Annotated in this window: 21 protein-coding genes; 20 read left to right on the top strand and 1 reads right to left on the bottom strand. The window is 47.3% G+C overall.

The genetic code is table 11. The features are described 5' to 3' along the window. The first annotated feature begins 69 nt into the window (after positions 1-69). From GVY42_RS05310 to coaE, 14 genes are all read left to right on the top strand, one after another. Positions 70-624, top strand: coding sequence for a FadR/GntR family transcriptional regulator (locus GVY42_RS05310; RefSeq protein WP_159562533.1), 555 nt, complete (start codon positions 70-72; stop codon positions 622-624). A 14-nt stretch (positions 625-638) separates the two neighbouring features. Next, the gene (gene accD, locus GVY42_RS05305) at positions 639-1,493 is read left to right on the top strand and encodes an acetyl-CoA carboxylase, carboxyltransferase subunit beta (RefSeq protein ID WP_159563649.1); all 855 of its coding nucleotides are present in this window, start codon (positions 639-641) and stop codon (positions 1,491-1,493) included. Beyond that, positions 1,486-2,421, top strand: a complete 936-nt coding sequence (locus tag GVY42_RS05300; RefSeq protein ID WP_074036513.1) for an acetyl-CoA carboxylase carboxyltransferase subunit alpha — start codon at positions 1,486-1,488, stop codon at positions 2,419-2,421. Before accD ends, GVY42_RS05300 begins: the two co-directional genes overlap by 8 nt. A gap of 160 nt (positions 2,422-2,581) precedes the next feature. Beyond that, positions 2,582-3,550 carry a 6-phosphofructokinase gene (gene pfkA, locus GVY42_RS05295; protein ID WP_012726720.1) on the top strand — a complete coding sequence of 323 codons (969 nt, stop codon included), beginning with the start codon at positions 2,582-2,584 and terminating at the stop codon, positions 3,548-3,550. Positions 3,551-3,643: 93 nt separating this feature from the next. Continuing rightward, positions 3,644-5,386, top strand: a complete 1,743-nt coding sequence (gene pyk, locus GVY42_RS05290) for a pyruvate kinase (RefSeq protein WP_012726719.1) — start codon at positions 3,644-3,646, stop codon at positions 5,384-5,386. A 67-nt stretch (positions 5,387-5,453) separates the two neighbouring features. Continuing rightward, entirely contained in the window at positions 5,454-5,918 is a 465-nt protein-coding gene (locus GVY42_RS05285) for a DUF441 domain-containing protein (RefSeq protein WP_012726718.1), read from the top strand. A gap of 184 nt (positions 5,919-6,102) precedes the next feature. Then, on the top strand, positions 6,103-7,215 hold the full coding sequence (citZ, locus tag GVY42_RS05280; RefSeq protein ID WP_159562532.1) for a citrate synthase: 1,113 nt from the start codon (positions 6,103-6,105) through the stop codon (positions 7,213-7,215). 99 nt (positions 7,216-7,314) lie between these two features. Continuing rightward, positions 7,315-8,583 carry an NADP-dependent isocitrate dehydrogenase gene (gene icd, locus GVY42_RS05275; protein WP_031423152.1) on the top strand — a complete coding sequence of 423 codons (1,269 nt, stop codon included), beginning with the start codon at positions 7,315-7,317 and terminating at the stop codon, positions 8,581-8,583. Positions 8,584-8,604: 21 nt separating this feature from the next. After that, positions 8,605-9,537 (top strand): malate dehydrogenase, encoded by a 933-nt coding sequence (mdh, locus tag GVY42_RS05270; protein ID WP_159562531.1) that lies wholly within the window; start codon positions 8,605-8,607, stop codon positions 9,535-9,537. Between the two features lie 183 nt (positions 9,538-9,720). After that, positions 9,721-10,422: a response regulator transcription factor gene (locus tag GVY42_RS05265; RefSeq protein WP_031423155.1), complete on the top strand. Its 702-nt coding sequence runs from the start codon at positions 9,721-9,723 to the stop codon at positions 10,420-10,422. Then, entirely contained in the window at positions 10,419-12,146 is a 1,728-nt protein-coding gene (gene pnpS, locus GVY42_RS05260) for a two-component system histidine kinase PnpS (RefSeq protein WP_159562530.1), read from the top strand. Before GVY42_RS05265 ends, pnpS begins: the two co-directional genes overlap by 4 nt. 207 nt (positions 12,147-12,353) lie before the next feature. Then, positions 12,354-14,948, top strand: a complete 2,595-nt coding sequence (gene polA / locus GVY42_RS05255; RefSeq protein ID WP_159562529.1) for a DNA polymerase I — start codon at positions 12,354-12,356, stop codon at positions 14,946-14,948. A 21-nt stretch (positions 14,949-14,969) separates the two neighbouring features. Continuing rightward, positions 14,970-15,797, top strand: a complete 828-nt coding sequence (mutM, locus tag GVY42_RS05250) for a bifunctional DNA-formamidopyrimidine glycosylase/DNA-(apurinic or apyrimidinic site) lyase (RefSeq protein WP_159562528.1) — start codon at positions 14,970-14,972, stop codon at positions 15,795-15,797. Between the two features lie 13 nt (positions 15,798-15,810). Beyond that, positions 15,811-16,416: a dephospho-CoA kinase gene (coaE, locus tag GVY42_RS05245; RefSeq protein WP_012726710.1), complete on the top strand. Its 606-nt coding sequence runs from the start codon at positions 15,811-15,813 to the stop codon at positions 16,414-16,416. A 13-nt stretch (positions 16,417-16,429) separates the two neighbouring features. On the opposite strand, the gene GVY42_RS05240 is transcribed toward coaE, so the two are convergent. Continuing rightward, positions 16,430-16,912, bottom strand: a complete 483-nt coding sequence (locus GVY42_RS05240) for a site-2 protease family protein (protein WP_159562527.1) — start codon at positions 16,910-16,912, stop codon at positions 16,430-16,432. 157 nt (positions 16,913-17,069) lie between these two features. Between GVY42_RS05240 and GVY42_RS05235 the strand changes: the two genes are divergently transcribed. From GVY42_RS05235 to dnaI, 6 genes are all read left to right on the top strand, one after another. Beyond that, complete coding sequence (locus tag GVY42_RS05235; RefSeq protein ID WP_074036529.1) at positions 17,070-18,101, top strand: glyceraldehyde-3-phosphate dehydrogenase; 1,032 nt, start codon at positions 17,070-17,072, stop codon at positions 18,099-18,101. 232 nt (positions 18,102-18,333) lie between these two features. Then, complete coding sequence (speD, locus tag GVY42_RS05230) at positions 18,334-18,720, top strand: adenosylmethionine decarboxylase (RefSeq protein WP_012726707.1); 387 nt, start codon at positions 18,334-18,336, stop codon at positions 18,718-18,720. A 112-nt stretch (positions 18,721-18,832) separates the two neighbouring features. Further along, positions 18,833-19,204: a hypothetical protein gene (locus GVY42_RS05225; RefSeq protein WP_159562526.1), complete on the top strand. Its 372-nt coding sequence runs from the start codon at positions 18,833-18,835 to the stop codon at positions 19,202-19,204. 12 nt (positions 19,205-19,216) lie between these two features. Continuing rightward, positions 19,217-19,684 carry a transcriptional regulator NrdR gene (nrdR, locus tag GVY42_RS05220; RefSeq protein ID WP_012726705.1) on the top strand — a complete coding sequence of 156 codons (468 nt, stop codon included), beginning with the start codon at positions 19,217-19,219 and terminating at the stop codon, positions 19,682-19,684. Positions 19,685-19,724: 40 nt separating this feature from the next. Then, positions 19,725-21,077, top strand: coding sequence for a DnaD domain protein (locus tag GVY42_RS05215; RefSeq protein WP_012726704.1), 1,353 nt, complete (start codon positions 19,725-19,727; stop codon positions 21,075-21,077). 4 nt (positions 21,078-21,081) lie between these two features. Further along, the gene (gene dnaI, locus GVY42_RS05210; protein ID WP_031423170.1) at positions 21,082-21,996 is read left to right on the top strand and encodes a primosomal protein DnaI; all 915 of its coding nucleotides are present in this window, start codon (positions 21,082-21,084) and stop codon (positions 21,994-21,996) included. Positions 21,997-22,116: the final 120 nt, after the last annotated feature.

Raw genomic sequence — 22,116 nt, 5'->3', positions numbered from 1 at the left:
ATAATCGCACTAATTGGTCTGACCACTTAAGTTTGATAGGTGATCCAAAAAAGGGAGTTGAACGGTCAGATGCATGAAAAACACGCATCCTCATTTCACGGAAACATTTCAAAGATTAGAAAATTAATTGTCCAATCGTCTTTAGTTCCAGGTGATCGGCTTCCATCCGAACGAGAGCTCGCCGAAACGCTGTCCATTAGTCGCGCTTCGGTTCGCGAAGCGTTACGAGCGTTGAGCTTTTTAGGCATCGTGGAGACGAGACATGGTGGTGGTACCTTTTTGTGTGAACAAGACCGACATCGGTACATTGAGATATTGTCGGAGTTCATTGTGACCAAACAGACGAAAGCGACCGATATTATTGAGATGCTTCGACTATTGGAGCGCATGGCGTTTTCAGAAATTGAACCGACTAAGGAACGACTGGCTCTATTAGAAACGGTGATCGATGATGATCGAACGTTTCGCCAGCAACTCATCTTTCAGTTGAAGAATGAACTGTTCATTCGAATTTGGAGTGAGGTCAATCGCTTTTTTGACGGATTAGACGTTGGGGATTTATATACGCTCAAGGAACGGAAACGATTTGTCGAGACGTGGCGTGGAATGGGGATGCCGGAATGAACGAGGGGGAAGCGATGACTGCTTTTTTCAAGAAACCGAAACGATATATGCCATTGCGTCAACGAGAACCAAAGATTGACGCACCACAGGGATTGATGACGAAATGTCCATCTTGTAAATATATGCATTATACAAAACAGTTGAATGAGAACCACAAAGTATGTGATTGCGGCTATCATTTTCCGCTTCAGGCGCAAGAACGGATTGATATGCTTGTCGACGAAGGGTCTTTCGAACGCTTTGCGGGACCGTCTGTCAAGGCGAATCCACTCGACTTCCCTGACTACGAGGAGAAGTTGACGAAAGATCGTGAGCGGACCGGGATTGAAGAGGCCGTCGTATGTGGAAAGGCGACAATCGACGGACTACCACTCATTGTATGTGTGATGGATGCGAGATTCCGTATGGGGTCGATGGGTGCATACGTCGGAGAAGCGATTGCTTCGGCTGTCCGAAACGCCACATCACTCGGGCTTCCAGTCGTCTTGTTCACAGCATCAGGTGGGGCTCGGATGCAAGAAGGAATGGTCAGTTTGATGCAGATGGCCAATACGTCCATCGCTCTAAAAGAACATGACGAAGCAGGACTGCTTTACATCGCGTATTTGACTCATCCGACGACAGGTGGTGTGTCAGCGAGTTTTGCGATGCTCGGCGACTTGAACGTCGCAGAGCCGGGAGCGCTCATCGGGTTTGCAGGACGACGAATCATCGAACAGACGATTCGGGAAAAACTTCCAGAGAACTTTCAAACTGCTGAGTTTTTACTTGAGTCAGGGCAGCTGGATGCGGTCATTCATCGTGAACAGATGCGTTCGTTCTTGAAGAGGATGATTGAATTACACGATGGGGGTGTCCGTCATGTTTGACCCAATCAAAGAAGTCACTGAACAGCTGAATAAATTACGGGAGACGGCTGAGACGAAAGGGATTGATTTATCCCGAGAGATTCGTCATCTTGAGTTAAAGCTCGACCGATTAGAAAAAGATATTTATGGGAATATGAAACCGTGGGATCGCGTCCAGTTGGCGCGAAACCCGAAGCGACCGACAACGCTCGATTATATCCAGCATTTATTCCCTGACTTCATGGAACTCCATGGGGACCGACATGGGTATGACGATGCGGCAATTGTATCTGGACTTGCGACATTTGAAGGAGTGCCGGTGACGATTATCGGACATCAGCGTGGGCGAAACACGAAAGAGAACATGAAACGAAACTTTGGTATGCCGCACCCGGAGGGCTATCGAAAAGCATTGCGTTTCATGAAACAAGCCGAGAAGTTCAACCGTCCTATTTTGACATTCATTGACACGAAAGGGGCTTATCCGGGGAAAGCCGCAGAAGAGAGAGGTCAAAGTGAAGCGATTGCCCGTAACTTGTTTGAGATGGCGACGCTGAAAGTGCCAATCGTCTCCGTTGTCATTGGAGAAGGTGGTTCAGGTGGTGCGCTTGGGATTGGTGTATGCGACCGTCTATTGATGCTTGAGAATAGTACGTATTCAGTCATCTCGCCGGAAGGTGCAGCGGCACTATTGTGGAAAGACGCGAAACAAGCAGAGCGTGCGGCAGAGACGATGAAGATTACAGCACAAGATTTATTCAACCTAGGGATTGTCGATGAAGTGGTAGGAGAAGTGTATGGGGGGGCACACGTTGATGTGTCACTACAGTCGTCACTCTTGAAACCTGTCTTATTACAGCACATGAACGAGTTGCTTGCGCAATCGACTTCTGAGCTGATTCAAGGACGTGCGACCAAATATCATCAAATTGGCACAATTAATGAGTGAAAACGGTAACAATGGCTTTGAATAAAGCTTTATTCATTCATCAAGTGACTGCTTTGTGAGATACCCTATGCATTTTTTTCACATACTTGTGTTGTAAAACAAAGGTCAGACGTGGTATTTTATTTTCAGATTTCGTTAAAACACATAAGAGGTGAGCGACGTGAATTTAAAACGTATTGCGGTATTAACAAGCGGAGGAGACGCTCCTGGAATGAACGCTGCTGTCCGTGCCGTGACCCGAAAAGCAATTTTTGAAGGTCTTGAAGTGTACGGCGTGTATAACGGCTATCAAGGATTAATCGAAGGTGATTTAGTCGAATTAAATCTTGGATCAGTCGGCGACATCATTCAACGTGGAGGTACGTTCCTTCGCTCTGCGCGCTGTCCTGAATTCAGAACAGAAGAAGGTCGCGCAAAAGCAGTAGAACAGTTGAAGAAATTCAATATCGATGCCCTCGTGGTCATCGGTGGAGACGGCTCTTATCGCGGAGCTCAAAAATTGACTGAACTCGGATTCCCAACAATCGGCCTTCCGGGTACAATCGATAACGATATCCCAGGAACAGATGCGACAATCGGTTTCGACACAGCACTCAATACAGCGCTTGATGCGATCGATAAGATTCGTGACACGGCGTCATCACATGAACGTACGTATGTCATCGAGGTCATGGGTCGCGACGCTGGTGATATCGCGCTTTATTCTGGTCTCGCTGGTGGTGCTGAGTCGATTCTCGTCCCAGAACGTCCAGAGGATTTGAATGCAATCGTGGAACGAATCAATCACGGGATTGCACGCGGTAAGAAGCACTCGATCGTCATCGTTGCTGAAGGTGCGGGAAGTGCGGAAGAAATCGGCAAATTGATTGCTGAGAAGACGAACTCAGAAACACGCGTCACGATTCTCGGTCACATCCAACGTGGTGGTTCCCCAACTGCCGCTGACCGTGTCCTTGCAAGTCGTATGGGTGCATACGCTGTTGAGATCTTGCTTGAAGGGAAAGCGGGCCGCGTTGTCGGAATCCGTAACAACCAGATGATGGATCTTGATATCGATGAGGCGCTCGACAATAACAAGCACACGATTGATATGCAATTGATTGACCTCGTTAACCAATTGTCGATTTAAACGATTTTGTATGTTGCAGAGACGGGATACGGTCCAAGGCCCCCCGTTTTCTGTTTGTAAGTTGCACTATATCCCCTAGGAGGTTTTTATATTATGCGTAGAACGAAAATTGTATGTACCATTGGACCGGCTTCTGAGAAGCGTCTTCCTGAGATGATTGAAGCTGGGATGAACGTTGCCCGTCTCAACTTCTCACACGGTGACTATGAAGAGCACGGCGCTCGTATCCGTGACATCCGTGAAGCGGCGAAAGCAGCGGGTAAAGTTGTCACTGTTCTTCTCGACACAAAAGGTCCAGAGATCCGCACGCATACATTCGAAGACGGTAAGGCACTTCTTGAAAAAGGAAAAGAAGTCACAATCGTCTCAACGGAAGAAATCGTCGGAACGAAAGATCGTTTCTCTGTGACGTACGAAGGACTCTACGATGATGTGGAAGTCGGTTCACACATCATGCTCGACGACGGTCTCATCGGACTCCGTGTCGTTGAAAAGCTTGATAACCGTGATCTCCGTTGCGTCATTGAAAACGAAGGAATCATCAAGACGAAGAAAGGTGTTAACTTGCCAAACGTCAAGGTAAACCTTCCTGCCCTCACGGACAAAGACATCGCGGACATCGAGTTCGGGATCTCACAAGACATTGACGTGATTGCAGCATCATTCGTACGTCGTGCATCTGACGTAGTTGAAATTCGTCAACTTCTCGAGAAGCACAATGCGTCTCACATCAAGATTTACCCGAAAATCGAGAACCAAGAAGGTGTCGATAACATCGAAGAAATCTTGGCAATCTCTGACGGTTTGATGGTAGCCCGTGGGGACCTCGGAATCGAAATCCCGACGGAAGAAGTGACGCCAGTTCAAAAAGAACTCATCAAGAAGTGTAACGACCTCGGGAAGCCGGTCATCACAGCGACACAAATGCTTGATTCAATGCAACGTAACCCGCGTCCGACACGTGCGGAAGCATCAGACGTAGCAAACGCAATCTTGGATGGAACAGACGCAGTCATGCTTTCTGGTGAAACAGCTGCAGGGGACTACCCAATCGAATCTGTTCAAATGCAAGCTGCAATCGCAGAGCGTACAGAACGCATGCTCGACTACAAAAACTTGTTGAAAGATCGTCAGAAGCGCAGTGAGCACACTGTGACGGATGCAATCTCACAAGCGGTTGCACACACGGCAATCAACTTGAACGCCAAAGCAATCTTGACGCCGACACAATCAGGTTACACGGCTGCTCGTACAGCGAAGTATCGTCCTGAAGCGAACATCATCGCGGTGACGGAATCAGAGCGCGTTGCGCGTCAATTGAACCTCGTTTGGGGCGTGTACCCAATCGTTGCTGAAACAATGCCGAACAACACGGATGAAATGTTGGTTCAAGCATCAGAAGCGGCACGTCACGCTGGATTCGTCACTGACGGTGACCTCGTTGTCATCTCAGCCGGTATTCCTGCAGCGACTGCTGGTACGACGAACATGATGAAAGTCCACATCGTTGGTCACGCTCTCGCAGACGGACGTGGAATCGGTGAGCGCGGTGTCGTTGGAGAAGTCGTTGTCGCAAAAAATGCGGATGAAGCAAACGCAAAAGCGAAAGACGGCATGATCCTTGTCGCACCATTCACAGATAAAGAAATGATGCCTGCCATCGAAAAAGCGGCTGGAATCATCACGGAAGACGGCGGATTGACGAGCCATGCTGGGATCGTTGGACCATCACTTCGCAAGCCGGTCATCGTAGGTGTTGATGCAGCGACAACATCGCTTCGTGACGGTCAGATGATTTCAATCGACCCACTCACAGGTAAAATCTACAACGCATAATTGAACGACAATCGAACCGGCCTTCTACAAAGGTCGGTTCTTTTTCCGTTCGAAGAAAGGAATACGTATGAGTGCATATCTTTTTTTATTGATGCTCGTCTTAATCGGTGTCATTTCAAATAACCAATCTGTCATTATCGCAAGTAGCGTCTTGTTGATCATCAAAGCAATCGGTTTCGGCGATCAATTGTTCCCGACGCTCGCATCGAAAGGAATCAGCTGGGGTGTGACGATCATTACGATTGCAGTCCTCGTCCCAATTGCGACCGGCGATATCGGATTTAAAGAATTGTGGAATAGTATTAAAGGTCCGGTCGGAATCGTCGCGTTTGCTTCTGGGATGTTTGTCGCCATTGCTGCAGGGCAAGGTGTTCAACTGATGCGTGTCGATCCGGTCGTCACCACGGCGCTCCTTGCAGGTACGATTTTAGCGGTTGGATTCATGAAAGGGATCCCCGTTGGACCGCTTGTTGGAGCTGGGATTGCGGCATTGATTTTAGGTGGATATCAAGTCATTGAAAAATGGTTTTGATATTTTCTGACAACTGAAGCCGCTTACATTTCTTTTTTGCAATAAATTGTTTATACTATATAAAGGACAGGGTAAACGGAGACTGGGTGAATGTAGGGGAACAACCCGTCCCGTATCCTTATTCCCTATAAACAGACTGTTTTTACGGTCGACCATTTTAAACAAGACTGAGGGGGAGTTATGAATGTCAACGACAAAAGGGTTAGAAGGTATTGTGGCAGCAGCCTCAAAAGTCAGCTCAATTATTGACGGACAATTGACTTACGGAGGATACACCATTGATGATTTAGCGGACAACGCCACATTCGAAGAAGTAGTGTTCTTATTGTGGAACGACCGCTTACCAAATGCAGAGGAATTGACAGCGCTCTCAGATGCGCTTGTAAAAGAAGCGACATTGCCTGAAGAGGTGATTGATACGTTAAGACGTGCACCGAAATCAGCCAATGCAATGGCGACGATTCGTACGGCACTTTCACAACTCGCTTTATATGATGAGGAATCTGAAGACATGAGTGACGAGGCCAACATGCGTAAAGCGATTCGCCTACAAGCACAAGTCGCTACAATCGTGACGGCATTCGCCCGTCTTCGTAAAGGGGAGCAGCCGGTCGCACCGAAACCAGGTCTTTCTTACGCTGCGAACTTCTTATATATGCTAAACGGTGAAGAGCCGAGCGATGTAGCAGAAAAGACGATTGATAAAGCGCTCATCTTACACGCAGACCACGAGTTGAATGCTTCGACATTCACTGCTCGCGTTTGTGTAGCGACGCTCTCGGATATGTACTCAGGTGTCACGGCGGCCATGGGGGCACTCAAAGGGCCACTTCACGGTGGTGCGAACGAAGCGGTAATGAAAATGTTGCACGAAATCGACTCGGTCGACCGTGTTGAAGAATATGTTCGTGGCAAATTCGAGCGCAAAGAGAAGATCATGGGCTTCGGTCACCGCGTTTACAAGGATGGCGACCCACGTGCGAAACATTTGAAAGAAATGAGCCGTCAGTTGACTGCTCAAATCGGCGAACCGAAATGGTATGAGATGTCTGAGAAAATCGACCATCTTGTCGAAACGGAAAAAGGTTTGAAACCAAATGTCGACTTCTATTCAGCTTCAACTTATTATGCGCTCGGTCTCGAAGAAGATCTATTCACACCAATCTTCGCCGTATCTCGTATGTCTGGCTGGATTGCGCACATTCTCGAGCAATATGCGGATAATCGCTTGATTCGTCCACGTGCGGAATATGTCGGTGAAACGAGCCGTAAGTATGTTCCGGTAAACGAACGTTAATTCGAGACACATTTTAGACAAAAGTTTGGTAAACTAACAAGTGACGTAGGTCGGCGCACGCGTCGACCTACAGTAATGTACTTAGGGGGATTCATTATGTTGACACAAGGACAAAAGATTACAGTTGAAAACGGTGTATTGAACGTACCAAATGTACCGACCGTACCATTCATTATCGGTGACGGAACAGGTCCTGACATTTGGAATGCGGCTGTTCGCGTATTTGACGCTGCGGTTGAAAAAGCATATGGCGGCGACAAGAAAATCGAATGGATGGAAGTATATGCTGGGGAAAAAGCATATAACGAAAAAGGCGAATGGCTCCCAACAGAGACACTTGATCAAATTCGTGAGTACTTGATTGCCATCAAAGGACCACTTACGACTCCGGTCGGTGGAGGAATTCGTTCATTGAACGTCGCACTTCGTCAAGAACTCGATTTATATACATGCCTTCGCCCAGTTCGTTACTTCACAGGTGTTCCATCACCAGTAAAACGTCCTGAAGATACAGACATGGTCATCTTCCGTGAAAATACTGAAGATATCTATGCTGGAATCGAGTACGCTTCAGGAAGCGATGAAGTGAAAAAACTCATCAAATTCTTGCAAGACGAGATGAATGTCAACAAGATCCGTTTCCCAGAAACATCAGGAATCGGAATCAAGCCAGTTTCTTCTGAAGGAACAGAACGTTTGGTTCGTGCAGCAATTGAATATGCGATTGCGAACAACCGTAAATCTTTAACGCTCGTCCACAAAGGGAACATCATGAAGTTCACAGAAGGCGCCTTCAAAAACTGGGGTTATGCACTCGCTGAAGCGGAGTACGGTGACAAAGTGTTCACATGGGCACAGTATGACCGTATCAAAGAAGAATCTGGTGAAGCAGCTGCTAACGAAGCTCAGTCGAAAGCGGAAGCTGAAGGGAAAATTATCGTCAAAGATTCAATCGCTGATATCTTCCTCCAGCAGATTTTGACACGTCCACGTGAGTTCGACGTTGTTGCGACGATGAATTTGAACGGTGACTACATCTCAGATGCCCTTGCTGCTCAAGTAGGTGGAATCGGGATTGCACCTGGTGCGAACATTAACTACATCACAGGACATGCGATTTTCGAAGCGACACATGGTACAGCTCCGAAATACGCGGGTCTTGATAAAGTAAACCCATCTTCAGTCATCCTTTCAGGTGAGATGATGCTCCGCCACATGAACTGGAACGAAGCGGCTGACCTCATCATCAACTCAATGGAGAAAACGATCGCTTCGAAAGTTGTCACATACGACTTCGCACGTCTCATGGACGGAGCGACAGAAGTGAAATGTTCAGAGTTCGCGGATGAATTGATTAAAAACATGTAAGACGACCGAGGAGGAGAGCTCATGATTCGTCGTAACAAAATTTCTGTTATTGGAAGTGGCTTCACCGGTGCAACGACTGCACTGTACTTGGCTCAACGTGAGCTAGGGGATGTCGTACTGCTCGATATGGAAGAAAAAGTAGGACCGACGAAAGGGAAAGCGCTCGACATGCAAGAAACGGCACCGATTCAAGGGTTTGATTCGTGGGTCACAGGTACGTCTGATTACGCGGACACGGCCGATTCCGATGTGGTTGTCATTACCGCGGGAATCGCGCGCAAGCCGGGGATGAGCCGGGACGACCTCGTCGCAACGAACGCAAACGTCATGCGCTCGGTTGTGAAAGAGATTGCCCGTTACTCTCCAGACGCCATCCTGATCGTATTGACGAACCCAGTAGACGCGATGACGTACGCGGCGTTCAAAGAATCAGGGTTCCCGAAAGAACGCGTCATCGGTCAATCCGGTGTATTGGATACGGCTCGCTTCCGAACGTTTGTGGCACAAGAGCTGAATGTTTCTGTCAAAGACGTATCTGGATTCGTCCTTGGAGGTCATGGAGACGATATGGTGCCTCTCGTACGCTATTCTTACGCTGGAGGCATCCCGCTCGAAAAACTCATCCCACATGAGCGAATCGAGCAAATCGTCGAACGGACACGAAAAGGTGGCGGCGAGATTGTCCAACTACTGGGCGATGGCTCGGCGTATTATGCGCCAGCCGCTGCCATCGTGGAGATGGTCGAGGCGATTGTAAAAGATCAGCGTCGAATCTTACCGGCCATCGCATACCTTGAGGGAGAGTACGGATTCCATGATTTGTATCTTGGCGTCCCGACGATTCTTGGAAAACATGGAATTGAGCAAGTGTTAGAGCTCGACTTGACGGATGAAGAAAAAGCAGCGCTATCGAAGTCTGCGGATTCTGTCCGCTCGGTATTAAGCGTCTTATAAAACTGAGGTGCTTCCTGTCATGTTGCAGGAGGCACCTTTTTTGCGCCTTCTCTCTTATCGAACATGCTACACTGAAAGTGGATTTGTTTTGTTTTTGTAAAGATTTGCTTTGAGGTTGGTCGTTTCAAGCATTGATTTGTAAAATAGAAAGTGACATTTGATGGTTTAAGAGGAGGAAGCAGTGTGGCTGATAAAGTAATTGTTGTCGACGATGAAGTATCGATTGCGACATTATTGAAATTTAATTTAGAACAGGCTGGCTTTGAAGTAGAGACGGCGCACGACGGCAAAACTGGATTGGAATTGGCTGAGAAAAAGGACGCCGTGCTCATCGTGCTCGACTTGATGCTGCCGGAGATGGATGGACTTGAAGTGTGCAAACGACTCCGTCAGCAAAAAGTCAATACACCGATTTTAATGCTCACGGCAAAAGATGATGAGTTTGACAAAGTATTGGGGCTCGAGCTCGGAGCGGACGATTATTTGACGAAGCCGTTCAGCCCACGTGAAGTAGTCGCGCGCGTCAAAGCGATTCTTAGACGTTCTGCCCCGCAAGAATCGGCGGTTGAAGAGGACGTCATTCAAATCGGAGATGTTAAAATCGTCGCTTCAAACTACGAAGTGTTCAAGCAAGGGGAGCGCCTCGAGTTGACGCCGAAAGAATTTGAATTGTTAGCCTATTTGGCGAAAAATAAAGGGCGCGTGTTGACGCGAGATCAATTGTTATCGGCCATTTGGAATTATGACTTTGTGGGTGATACCCGGATTGTTGATGTCCATATCAGTCACCTTCGTGAAAAAATTGAACCGGTAACGAAGAAACCGACCTATATTAAAACGATTCGCGGTCTTGGCTATAAGATGGAGGAGCCGACTTCGGAATGAAGACGTATCGCTCTAGATTTATGACGACTCTCATTTTTCTTGTCACCGGTGTCTTGCTGACGCTCGGGATTGTCCTTGGGCAGCTCTTCAAAGATTTTTATCTGGATTCAGAACGAGATCGTCTAAAAGAAGATGCTCAATTGGCAGCCCTCTACCTCGAGGGAGGCGAATTGGACGAGATTCGTGAGTATGTCGGTCAAATCGATGACGGGAGCAGCTTTGATATTCTCCTTCTCAATAGTCGGATGGAGGTAATCGCTGGCACGCCGTTTCGCGTCGGGTCCATCGATTACAAAATTGATCCGAATATGGTCCCTGAGGAAGGGACGTTCGGTGAAGCGGATGAGGACGAGTTGATTCAATACACAAAACCGATCGAACTTGCGACGGGTGGGACAGTCTATTTAACATTCATCCGTTATGTATCGGATTTAGAAGGGGTGTACAATCGCATCTGGTTGACGATTGCCCTCGCGCTCTTCTTCTCCTTCTTCATAATTTTATTCGTGCTCCAACATTTGACGAATCAATTTATTCGACCAATCGATGAGGCGACGATCGTTTTGCGGGAACTGGCGGACGGGAATTATCGGGCCCGTGTGTATGAACTCAGAAATGATGAAGAGACAGGTAGCCTAGCAGGGTCAATCAACGTGCTTGCCCGGAATTTGGAGTCGATTTCTCTCGGGGAGTCCGTACAACGGGCGAGACTCGAATCGTTAATCGAGTATATGGGGGCGGGTCTTCTGCTCGTCGACGAGCGAGGGATTGTCACGTTGGTCAACCGCTCTTATCGTGAAATGTTCCAATACGATGATTTAACGATTGGACAATTTTATCACGGGATTCTACCGAGTCCTGAAGTAGAATCGCTCATCGAAGACGTCTATCTGACGGAAGAGGTCCACCGCCGTCAGTTATCGATTCGAACGGGATTCAATCAAAAAACGTATATGGTATCCGCAGCACCGATTTTCAGTGACACCGGGATGCTTCGCGGCACGACGTTACTGTTTAACGATATCACGGAACTGAAACGACTTGAGAAGATGCGGAAAGATTTCGTGGCGAACGTCAGTCATGAGCTGAAGACACCGCTCACATCCATACGTGGGTTTAGTGAGACGCTTCTTGATGGGGCGAAAGAAGTCCCGGAACTTCGAGACCAGTTTTTAGACATCATCCAGAAAGAAGCGACACGGATGCAGATGCTTGTTGAGGATCTCCTTGAATTGTCGAGATTGGAGCGGGATGACTTCCAAATGGAGTTGGTGTCCGTCGATCTGAATCAGCTCGTCGATGAGGTCTGTCTCCTGCTCAGTCAAAAGGCGAGCAAGAAGTCGATTCAGCTAGAAGCGAAACACGAGGGGACGGTCGTCTTGCAAGCGGACCTGAACCGAATGAAGCAAGTCATCATGAACTTGGTTGCCAACGCCATCAACTATTCACCAGAAGGAAGTCGTGTCGAAATCGCCGTGGAAGCAAAGGCAGATTCCTATAAACTTCGCGTCAAGGACAACGGAATCGGGATCGCCGAAAAAGAAGTGAGTCGTATCTTTGAGCGCTTCTATCGTGTCGATAAGGCAAGAAGTCGGAACTCGGGTGGAACTGGCCTCGGACTCGCCATCGTGAAACACATCATCGATTTGCATCATGCCACGATCGACGTAGAGAGTGAGGAAGGCAAAGGAACGACGTTTACCATTACATTCCCTCGGGTTTAACAATGACTTTATCGTTCGTTCATATTTACTTTACAAAACCTTGCTATCCTATGAATGAGACCTCTTCATCATCTCGTGACTCGATCGGTGCTCATCTCCACACGATCGAGAATTTGGCCCTTTTCTATTCGTAGAAAAGGGTCTTTTTTTTCGAACGCATGTACCCGTATGGTATGATGGTTGAAGAGAAGAATGGAGGTCGATTGAATGAATAAACTACTAGTCCTTGATGGGAACTCCTTAACATATCGTGCGTTTTTTGCACTGCCTCCGATGTCGGATGCGTCAGGTCGGAATACGAATGCAGTGTATGGGTTTACGATGATGTTATTGAAACTAATGGAAGATGAGCAACCGACTCATTTTGCCGTGGCGTTCGATGCGTCAAAGAAAACGTTCCGTCACGATACGTTCGCAGAATATAAAGGTGGACGTCAAAAGACACCGGGAGAATTACGAGAACAATTCCCGCTCGTGCGTGACGTTTGTCGGGCGTTTGGCATCTCTGTCTTAGAGCTCGATCAATACGAGGCGGATGATATCATCGGGACGCTCTCAAAAGATCCGACTTTTGATCAAGTTACGGTTGTGACGGGGGATAAGGATTTACTTCAATTGATCAATGAACGCGTGACCGTCTATTTGACGAAACGAGGCATTACTGACGTCGAGAAAATGACCGAGACTGCGTTCAAGGAACGCTATGAGGGACTACAACCGATTCAGATGATTGACCTAAAAGGATTGATGGGGGATAAATCCGACAACATCCCTGGTATTCCAGGGGTCGGGGAAAAGACGGCAATGAAGTTGATTGCCACATACGGTACCGTTGAGGCCCTTTATGAACATACGGATGAGTTGAAAGGGAAGCAAAAGGAAAAAGTAGTGGCGAATGAACAAGAGGCGAAAATGTCGAAACAGTTGGCGACCATTTACACGGATGTACCGATTGATGTGACGATTGATGAACTTGTCTTTAAGCCATATGACGCTTCGGTCGTCAAAACGCTATTTATGGATTTACAGTTCAAGTCACTCATCGGCAAACTGGCGGATACCTCTTCAGAAGAACCGGTTGAAAAAGCGGAGCGACCAACAATCGCGTTGGTCGATCAAGATTTGTCACGTGCTGTGTTGATGCTTGAACAGTTGCATGATGATTATTTTGAAGAAGACGTGATTGGAGTGGCGATCGCGTCGGAACGAGGTGTCACGATTGGAGATGTGACGCTTCTTGAGGACGAACGGATCAAGGAATGGATCGAAGACGAGACGAAGACGACGATTTGTCTCGATGCGAAGCAGACAATTATTCAATTGAAACGTCACCAATTGGCACTGCGTGGGTATGAAGACCTGCTTGTCGCAGGGTATTTGCTCAACCTATCTGGTGGGACGTCTCTCAGCTCGATTGCCGCACACTTTACGTATCCTCTTGAGGAAGATGAAACGGTCTACGGAAAAGGTGCAAAAATCAAGGTGCCGGAAGAGAATGTTTTTCATGCTCATCTCGCAGAAAAGGCGTACGCCATCTATACATTGTTTGAACGCGTGGTTTCGGAGTTGAAAGAGAATGAACAGACAGAACTCTATGAGGCGCTTGAAAAACCACTCGTTTCCGTATTGGCCGAGATGGAGTGGGCTGGTATCCACGTAAATGTCGAAACGCTTCAACATATGGAAACGGACCTGCGTGAACGTCTAAATGCACTTGAGGTCACGATTCATGAATTAGCCGGGGAACCGTTCAACATCAACTCACCGAAACAGTTAGGGGTCGTATTATTTGAAAAACTGTCACTCCCTCCTGTGAAAAAGACGAAAACAGGATACTCAACGGCAGCGGATGTCCTCGAAAAATTGGCACCGCTTCATCCGATCATTGAGAAAATCATGCATTATCGTGAACTTGGCAAACTTCAGTCCACGTATGTCGAAGGCTTGCAGAAAGTCGTGAAGGATGATGGCAAGATTCATACGCGTTATACACAGACGCTTACTCAAACGGGACGGCTTTCGTCGGTTAACCCGAACCTTCAAAATATTCCGATTCGATTAGAAGAAGGGCGTCGCATCCGTAAAGCGTTTACCGCGAGTGAACCGGGATGGGTACTTTATGCGGTCGATTACTCTCAAATCGAACTGCGCATCATGGCACATATGTCACAAGATGAGAAGATGATGGCAGCCTTCCTTCACGATGAGGATATTCATACGTCGACGGCGGCGAACGTGTTTAAAGTTTCCACTGAAGAAGTTACGTCACTCATGCGTCGTCAAGCAAAAGCCGTCAACTTCGGAATCATCTATGGCATCAGTGATTATGGACTCTCACAAAACCTAGGGATTACACGGAAAGAAGCGCAGACCTTTATCGATACGTACTTTGAACAGTTCCCTGGGGTGAAGACGTTCATGGATGCCGCGATTGAACGGGCACGTGAACACGGGTTCGTCGAGACGATGTTGAAACGACGCCGGAACATCCCGGACATCCATTCTCGTAATTTCAATTTGCGTGGGTTTGCTGAACGTACCGCAATCAACACACCGATTCAAGGAACGGCAGCGGACATTATTAAAAAAGCGATGATTGATGTCGATCATGCGTTAAACACGTCAAAACTTCAATCTAAGCTGTTGTTACAAGTACACGATGAATTGATATTCGAAGGTCCGGCCGAAGAGATGGAAGCATTAGAAAAACTTGTGACCGAAGCGATGGAACATACGGTCACACTTGATGTCCCGTTACGTGCGGACGGAGCGGTTGGAACGACATGGTTTGACACGAAATAAACGGATAGAAAGGAAATCAGTATGCCAGAATTACCAGAAGTCGAAACGGTCTGTCGTAGGTTGCGACCTGCCGTTTCAGGAAAAACGATTCAGTCTGTCGATGTCCTCGACCCTAAAATTATCCGCGGGCTCGACCCCGAAGAATGGGTTCACCATTTGATTGGAGAAACGATTACGGATGTGGAACGTCGGGGGAAATTCATCTTATTCAAATTGACGAACGGGTATCTCGTCTCCCATCTTCGCATGGAAGGGAAGTTTTTCCCTTATGACTCCATTGCAGAACCGGTAAAACATACACATATCGTGATTACGTTTACGGACCAATCGACTCTACACTATAATGATGTCCGTAAATTCGGTACGATGGAGTTGCGGACGAATGAAACGATTCATACCACACCACCGCTCTCATTACTTGCGTACGAGCCGTTTGACGAGCGTGTGACAACCGAGGTGTTACACCGACGTTTAGAGCGCATGAAGACACGCGCGATTAAGACCGCCCTCCTCGATCAGTCCATCTTTGTTGGATTAGGTAACATCTATGTAGATGAGACGTTGTTTCGCGCGGGTGTCCATCCGACACGACCGGCCGCAAGTTTGTCACATGAAGAAGTCGACCGTGTGCGGACTGAAGCTGTTGCTGTCTTGACTGAGGCTATTGAGCGTGGAGGTAGTACGATTCGCAGTTATGCCAATCCAGATGGCGCCACAGGAACGTTTCAAGAGAGGCTCTACGTATATGGACAGACCGGAGAAGCGTGCCGCCGATGCGGACATGAAATTGAAAAGATGAAATTGGGCGGGCGAGGTACGCATTACTGTCCGCACTGTCAACAACGTTAAGGGGTGGACGTGTATGTTGAAGATTGGATTGACTGGTGGAATTGCAACCGGGAAGTCTACGGTATCGCGACTGTTTCGAGAACGAGGCATTCCGATTATCGATGCCGATTTGATTGCAAGGACGGTCGTTGAACCAGGAGGAAAGGCGATTGAAGGGGTAAGGGCCGCATTTCCAAAATGTTTTGTGGGCGACGTGCTGAACCGTCCTGCGCTCGGTCGGGAAATCTTCCATGATGAAGCAAAGCGTCAGCAATTGAATCAATTGATGCATCCAGCGATTCGAGAAGAAATGAATGAGCAAATGCGAACGTATGAGGCATCGGGGGAACCTGTCGTCATTTTTGATATTCCGTTACTGTTTGAAGGAACGATGCTCGATCTGGTTGATTATTCCGTCGTCGTCTATTGCCGTGAAGAGATTCAACTGATGCGTCTCATGGAACGGAATGGATTGACGAAAGAAGAGGCGTTAGCCCGTATTCGTTCACAGATTCCAATTGAAGATAAAAAGCACCAGGCGGATTTCCTCATAAACAATAATGGGGCATTAGGGGACCTCCCTCCACAAATCAATCGTCTGGTCGAACAGTTTCAAACGATACAAAAAGAAGGCGACTGATATCGCCTTCTTTTTAGTTTAATGGATCGGATTCTGGAGACCCTTTTTTCCATGTATCATAAATCGCACGTCCATCACTAGGATGACCGTTCGAATAATAGATGGGATAGAGTGAGAAGAAGATATAGTAGAACGAGAAATAGGCGAACTGATACGTATAGAGTGTCGGTTCAATATCTCGTCGAAGAATGAACGCGTTGACGATTAAGATGCTCGCTAAATTGAAAATGGCTCCACCGCCATAGACTAGCGTACGGGTGACCTTGTTGCTCCATCTTAAATCAGTGAACTGGCACCATGCATCATAAAAATAAACACGATTTACTTGTAAACGACCTACTTTAAACATTTTCTTCCCGGTACCGATTTGCATATCGAGTGAGCCGCCGAACAACTTTGCGAAGAAGAAGTGTCCAAGCTCATGAATTAACGTCACAATCGGTAAAATGATAAAGAACGAAATAAAGAATTTATCGATATCTCCCCAATCAAACATCATGACGCCTCCTTTCTCTTGTCTGTTACGCCAAGAAATTTCCCTCATTTTCAAAAAATAAACAAAGAAAAACGAAAAAAATGTGACGAATCATAGTGAAAACGCTTACAGCTATCCGTTATAATGAAACCGTAATGTAGAAAAAGGGGGATCTATCATGGGGACAAAAGTGGCAATTAACGGATTTGGTCGAATCGGAAGAATGGTATTTCGAAAATTGATGCTCGAGGGACGTCATGAAGTAGTGGCGATTAACGCAAGTTATCCGGCGGAAACACTTGCGCATCTCATTAAACATGACTCGATTCACGGTCCATTCGGATTGACAGTACGTGCGCATGGGGATGCGCTCGAAGTCGATGGGAAACGGATTGAACTTATTTCGGAACGTGATCCATCACGGTTGCCTTGGTCAGACCTTGAAATCGACATCGTCGTCGAAGCGACCGGGAAGTTTAACTCCGATAGCGGGGCAAGACTTCATCTTGAGGCAGGCGCGAAAAAAGTGATTTTGACCGCACCAGGTAAAGGGGACTTACGCACGATCGTGATGGGGGTCAATGATCGTGACTATCGCCCGGAGGAAGACCATATCATTTCAAACGCATCGTGTACGACGAACTGTCTCGGACCTGTCGTGAAGGTTTTGCATTCGACGTTCGGTATCGAGACGGGACTGATTACGACAGTACACGCCTATACGAACGACCAGAACAATATTGACAACCCGCATAAAGATTTGCGGCGCGCGCGTGCGTGTGGCAGTTCCATCATCCCGACATCAACGGGAGCGGCTAAGGCGATTGGTCTGGTGATGCCGGAACTACAAGGGAAGTTAAACGGAATGGCACTCCGTGTACCGACTCCGAACGTATCACTTGTCGACTTGGTCGTCGAACTCCACCGAGATGTTACGGTCGATGAAGTCAATGAAGCGTTTGAACGGGCAGCGTATGGAGAAATGACGGGTATTTTAGGCGTTTCTCACGAACCGCTCGTCTCTATCGATTTTAACGGGGACGATCGCTCGTCGATTATCGACATGGATTCGACGATGGTACTCGGAGGGAATCATGTCAAAGTACTCGCATGGTATGACAATGAATGGGGCTACTCATGCCGTGTCGTAGACTTGTTGGATATGGTGGCCAGCTATCTTCAAATCGGGCAACAAGAAACACACGCCTAAAAAATATTACGTGCGGAGAAATATTTTTCAGATTTTTTTATCAAATGTCTTGTAACGACGTCCCAAACACGTTACACTCAATTTCGTGAACTTCAATTGGTCTGACAAACGCAACTTAAAGGGTTAGGACCTCTTAGGACTAACTTGCCCCCGTGGTTGTGGGCGATTCAGGCACAAAGTGAGTGATCATCAACTACTTTGAGACCATTGATGTAAAGGGGGATCCACTAATATGGATACTATGGGACGTCACATTATTACAGAACTTTGGGAGTGCAATCCCGACAAATTAAATGATATCGACTACATCGAGCGTTTGTTCGTCGATGCTGCTCTTCGTTCGGGCGCTGAAGTCCGCGAAGTTGCATTCCACAAATTTGCGCCACACGGTGTAAGTGGAGTCGTCATCATTTCAGAATCACACTTAACGATTCACAGTTTCCCAGAACATGGCTATGCGTCAGTTGACGTGTTTACATGTGGAGATCGAATCGATCCGGCTACAGCATCGCAGTATATTGCTGAAGGATTGGATGCAAAAGTACGTGAAGATGTGAAACTTGAGCGTGGAATGGGACCGATTCGTGTTCCGGAAGCGCAAGTGGCAATCAGCAAATAAATCAGATTGACCTTTTGAGGCTGGCCGTTTAACGGTCAGCCCTTTTAATTGTTTTGTTGTCGCCTTAATTTTGATATGCTTAACGTATATAACTCAGGCGTTGAGGTGGATTATGGGACTGTTAGATAAGTTACAAACACATATTGAAACGAAAGATACACATAAAAATGAAATGCTCCAAACACGTTACTATGCGGCATCGTCACATGCGATGTTGCAATGGTTAGAAGGAAAAATTCAAGAGAACGGTCATACGGTTCGTCGAATCGATGCGAATCGAGGAGAACTTTCGTTTCTCGGAGAAGGCTGGGACGGGCTCATCACGATTGTACAAGTGGATGGCGGCCGGACGGCTGTCGATTTTACATTAAACCGTGAACAGCGACTCGGTGCAGACCTTTCGCAAATTGTATCGCACTACTACGAGGCGCTCACGCAACAATTCCCGTTACGTGCCATTGGTAATAAAACAGTCGAACGATAAGGAGGTTTGAGCATGCGTTGTCCGAAATGTGATCATAATGGAACGAGAGTGCTCGATTCCCGTCCGGTGCAAGACCATTATTCGATTCGACGTCGTCGTGAATGTGAAAAATGTGGGTATCGGTTTACAACGTTTGAGACGGTTGAACAGACACCGCTCATCATTGTTAAAAAAGATGGAAATCGTGAAGAGTTCAGTCGTGAAAAAGTGCTTCGCGGCATTATTCGGGCGTGCGAGAAACGACCTGTCACACTTGAACAGCTCGAAGGGGTTGTGACGAAAGTCGAACAGCAACTCCGTGCCCTCGCCCAGTCAGAAATTCCAAGTGAACAAGTAGGCGAGCTTGTGATGAATGAACTTGCACGAGTCGATGAAGTCGCATATGTTCGGTTTGCATCGGTTTATCGTCAATTCAAAGACATCACGGTGTTCTTTAAAGAACTTGAAGATTTAATGAAGCAAGAAAATTCGACCAACTAAAGGGCGGCCTGCTGGTCGCCCTTTTTCAAGGGAGAGAGCCATGGAGAAAGAACGTACAATCTTTGGGACGGACGAATTGTTAATCATGAGTACCGGTCTAGTCGACCGTGAATCGTACCAGTCCCTTTACCACTTATATCAACCTGTCATCGGGGTGAAGGCGCTCGCACTCTATCAAACGTTATGGAGCGAACTAAAACCGGGCAAAATGAAATCCAACTATATGTCCCATAGTGCATTGTGTGAGATGTTGGAGTTCTCCATCAATGAGTTAATGGACAGTTTGTTCCGCTTAGAAGCGATCGGATTAGTGCGCACCTATAAAACAAAAGACGCTCGATTGACACAATACGTCTATCAGTTACGCGTCCCGCTTGCACCGCACACGTTTTTGAATGACGGGCTGTTGTCGAGTTTCCTCTTCTATAAAGTCGGGGAAGTACGATTCAAACAACTGCAAGGGCGTTTTACGATTGATCCGTTGCCCGCAGGCATCGTCGAAGTGACAAAGGATTTCAATGAAGTATTTGATGTCAAAGGAGTGAACCATCGTGCGTTCACACAAAAAAATTATGAAAAGCCGGACCGGGCTAAGATTGAGATCAACTATTCGTTCGATATGGAAATTGTGAAAAAACTGACGAATTTTCCAGTTGGATTTTTCACGAAAAAATTAGACGAAACGATCACAAAATTGGCCTACGTGTCACAACTCGATGAAGAGACGATGGCGGAAATGTTGAAAGAATATTTCGTACATGAGGCGTACCTGCCACTCAGCGAACAAGAGAAGCGGGACGGTTGTCGTCAAATGGTTCTGCAGTTGAAGAAGAAACAGACGCGCCACCGGAAAGAGAAGACCGTCGAACTTGAACAGACGAAACTTGGCGATTTGCATGATCCCGAAGTGATGGAGTCCGCACACCCACATCAATATGTCTCGACGCTTCGGAAGACCCCGCAACTTTCAAAAAGTGATGAACAGTTAGTCATTGAACTCGTCGACACACTCGGTCTCGCGCCAGGGGTCATCAATGCGCTCTTCTATTACTGTATCGAAGTGAAGAAGCAGACGCGGCTGAGCGAGAACTATGTCTTGCGCATTGCGACGAGTTGGAAAACAGCGGGCTATACGAATGCAAAAGAAGCGCTAGAGCGTGAAGAGTCTCAAGATGCGCTCATCGAGAAGAAACAGCAAAAACGTGAGAGTGTGCAACGCACCACAGTCGGGTCACGACGGAAACCCCAACAAGGGGATATGCCGAAATGGCTCGAGGACGAGGCGAAACAACAGCGCTCATACGACCAAGCGAGGAAAAAAGAACTCGAGTCGTCCGTACCGGATGACGCGGAACTCGTGAAACTATTAAATGAATTGAAAGAGAAGGGGTGAGGGGATGGAACGAATCAATCAGTCGCTGTCTCAGTTGATGAACCGAAAAGAAGTTCGGGAGGCGTACGAGTCGATTCGCAGACGTACACTGAACCACCCGGGTGTCATCGCATTTTTGAACGCTCATCCAGAGTTAGAGGAGAAGGCGATTGAAATCGGGTTTACCAAACTGAGTGAGTACGCGGAACAGATGGATGGAAAAACGTTCAGAGAAGATCAGGCCGTCATCCCAGGCCATCAACCGGTACTTTATGTCGATTTAGGACAGATTGCAATTCGATATGAAGAAACGGTCGCACATCGCCAGGCGAGACGACAAAAAGAAATGGACCGTAAATTCAAAAGTTTGTTTTTACCGGAAGAAGTTCGCGAGGCGAGTTTCGAATCTTTCGATTGGGCCGACGACGCGCGTAAAATCGCATTGCGTGAAGCGATGCGATTTGTAACAGGGATGAAGTCTCGTCAAAAAGTGAACGGCCTCTATCTCCATGGTAGTTTTGGCGTCGGGAAGACATATTTACTCGCCGCAATCGCCAATGAGTTGAAGGTGGCGGACATCGAGACGATTCTAGTCCATGCTCCGGGCTTTGTGTCGGAGGCGAAACGCAAAATTCGTACCGAGTCGTTCGACTCTTTCTTGACGTCGTTTCAACATGTGCCAGTCTTACTGATTGATGACATCGGAGCTGAAGCCATCAGTCCATGGGTACGAGATGAATTGTTCGGGATCATTCTTCAGTATCGGATGATGCATCGCTTGCCGACGCTCTACAGTTCAAACTTTAGCGGAGAAGAACTCGAGACGCACTTTTCAATCGATGGTTCGCCGCAAAATAAAATGAAGGCACAGCGACTCATGCAACGTATTTCCACGACGACGACCCAAATTGAGTTAAAGGGTGAAAATCGCCGTCGGTAAAGGATTGTTTTTCTTTGGTGAGTTGACTATACTAAGAAGCATATAAAGGATGCATAGAAGAGGATATGGATCATCGAGACGAGTTTTAGCGAGGGAAGGGCGGTGGAAGCTTCCTAACGA

The organism is Exiguobacterium sp. 8A (assembly GCF_902506275.1).
In the GTDB taxonomy this organism is placed as follows: Bacteria; Bacillota; Bacilli; order Exiguobacteriales; family Exiguobacteriaceae; genus Exiguobacterium; species Exiguobacterium profundum.
The sequence above is the reverse complement of the archived record's forward strand: the minus strand, read 5'-3'. Positions and strand labels throughout refer to the sequence as shown.

Coding starts and splice junctions, on each gene's coding strand:
- GVY42_RS05310 (WP_159562533.1), top strand. CDS start 70: ATGCATGAAAAACACGCATCCTCATTTCACGGAAACATTTCAAAGATT.
- accD (WP_159563649.1), top strand. CDS start 639: ATGACTGCTTTTTTCAAGAAACCGAAACGATATATGCCATTGCGTCAA.
- GVY42_RS05300 (WP_074036513.1), top strand. CDS start 1,486: ATGTTTGACCCAATCAAAGAAGTCACTGAACAGCTGAATAAATTACGG.
- pyk (WP_012726719.1), top strand. CDS start 3,644: ATGCGTAGAACGAAAATTGTATGTACCATTGGACCGGCTTCTGAGAAG.
- GVY42_RS05285 (WP_012726718.1), top strand. CDS start 5,454: ATGAGTGCATATCTTTTTTTATTGATGCTCGTCTTAATCGGTGTCATT.
- citZ (WP_159562532.1), top strand. CDS start 6,103: ATGTCAACGACAAAAGGGTTAGAAGGTATTGTGGCAGCAGCCTCAAAA.
- mdh (WP_159562531.1), top strand. CDS start 8,605: ATGATTCGTCGTAACAAAATTTCTGTTATTGGAAGTGGCTTCACCGGT.
- pnpS (WP_159562530.1), top strand. CDS start 10,419: ATGAAGACGTATCGCTCTAGATTTATGACGACTCTCATTTTTCTTGTC.
- polA (WP_159562529.1), top strand. CDS start 12,354: ATGAATAAACTACTAGTCCTTGATGGGAACTCCTTAACATATCGTGCG.
- mutM (WP_159562528.1), top strand. CDS start 14,970: ATGCCAGAATTACCAGAAGTCGAAACGGTCTGTCGTAGGTTGCGACCT.
- coaE (WP_012726710.1), top strand. CDS start 15,811: ATGTTGAAGATTGGATTGACTGGTGGAATTGCAACCGGGAAGTCTACG.
- GVY42_RS05240 (WP_159562527.1), bottom strand. CDS start 16,912: ATGTTTGATTGGGGAGATATCGATAAATTCTTTATTTCGTTCTTTATC.
- GVY42_RS05235 (WP_074036529.1), top strand. CDS start 17,070: ATGGGGACAAAAGTGGCAATTAACGGATTTGGTCGAATCGGAAGAATG.
- speD (WP_012726707.1), top strand. CDS start 18,334: ATGGATACTATGGGACGTCACATTATTACAGAACTTTGGGAGTGCAAT.
- GVY42_RS05225 (WP_159562526.1), top strand. CDS start 18,833: ATGGGACTGTTAGATAAGTTACAAACACATATTGAAACGAAAGATACA.
- nrdR (WP_012726705.1), top strand. CDS start 19,217: ATGCGTTGTCCGAAATGTGATCATAATGGAACGAGAGTGCTCGATTCC.
- GVY42_RS05215 (WP_012726704.1), top strand. CDS start 19,725: ATGGAGAAAGAACGTACAATCTTTGGGACGGACGAATTGTTAATCATG.
- dnaI (WP_031423170.1), top strand. CDS start 21,082: ATGGAACGAATCAATCAGTCGCTGTCTCAGTTGATGAACCGAAAAGAA.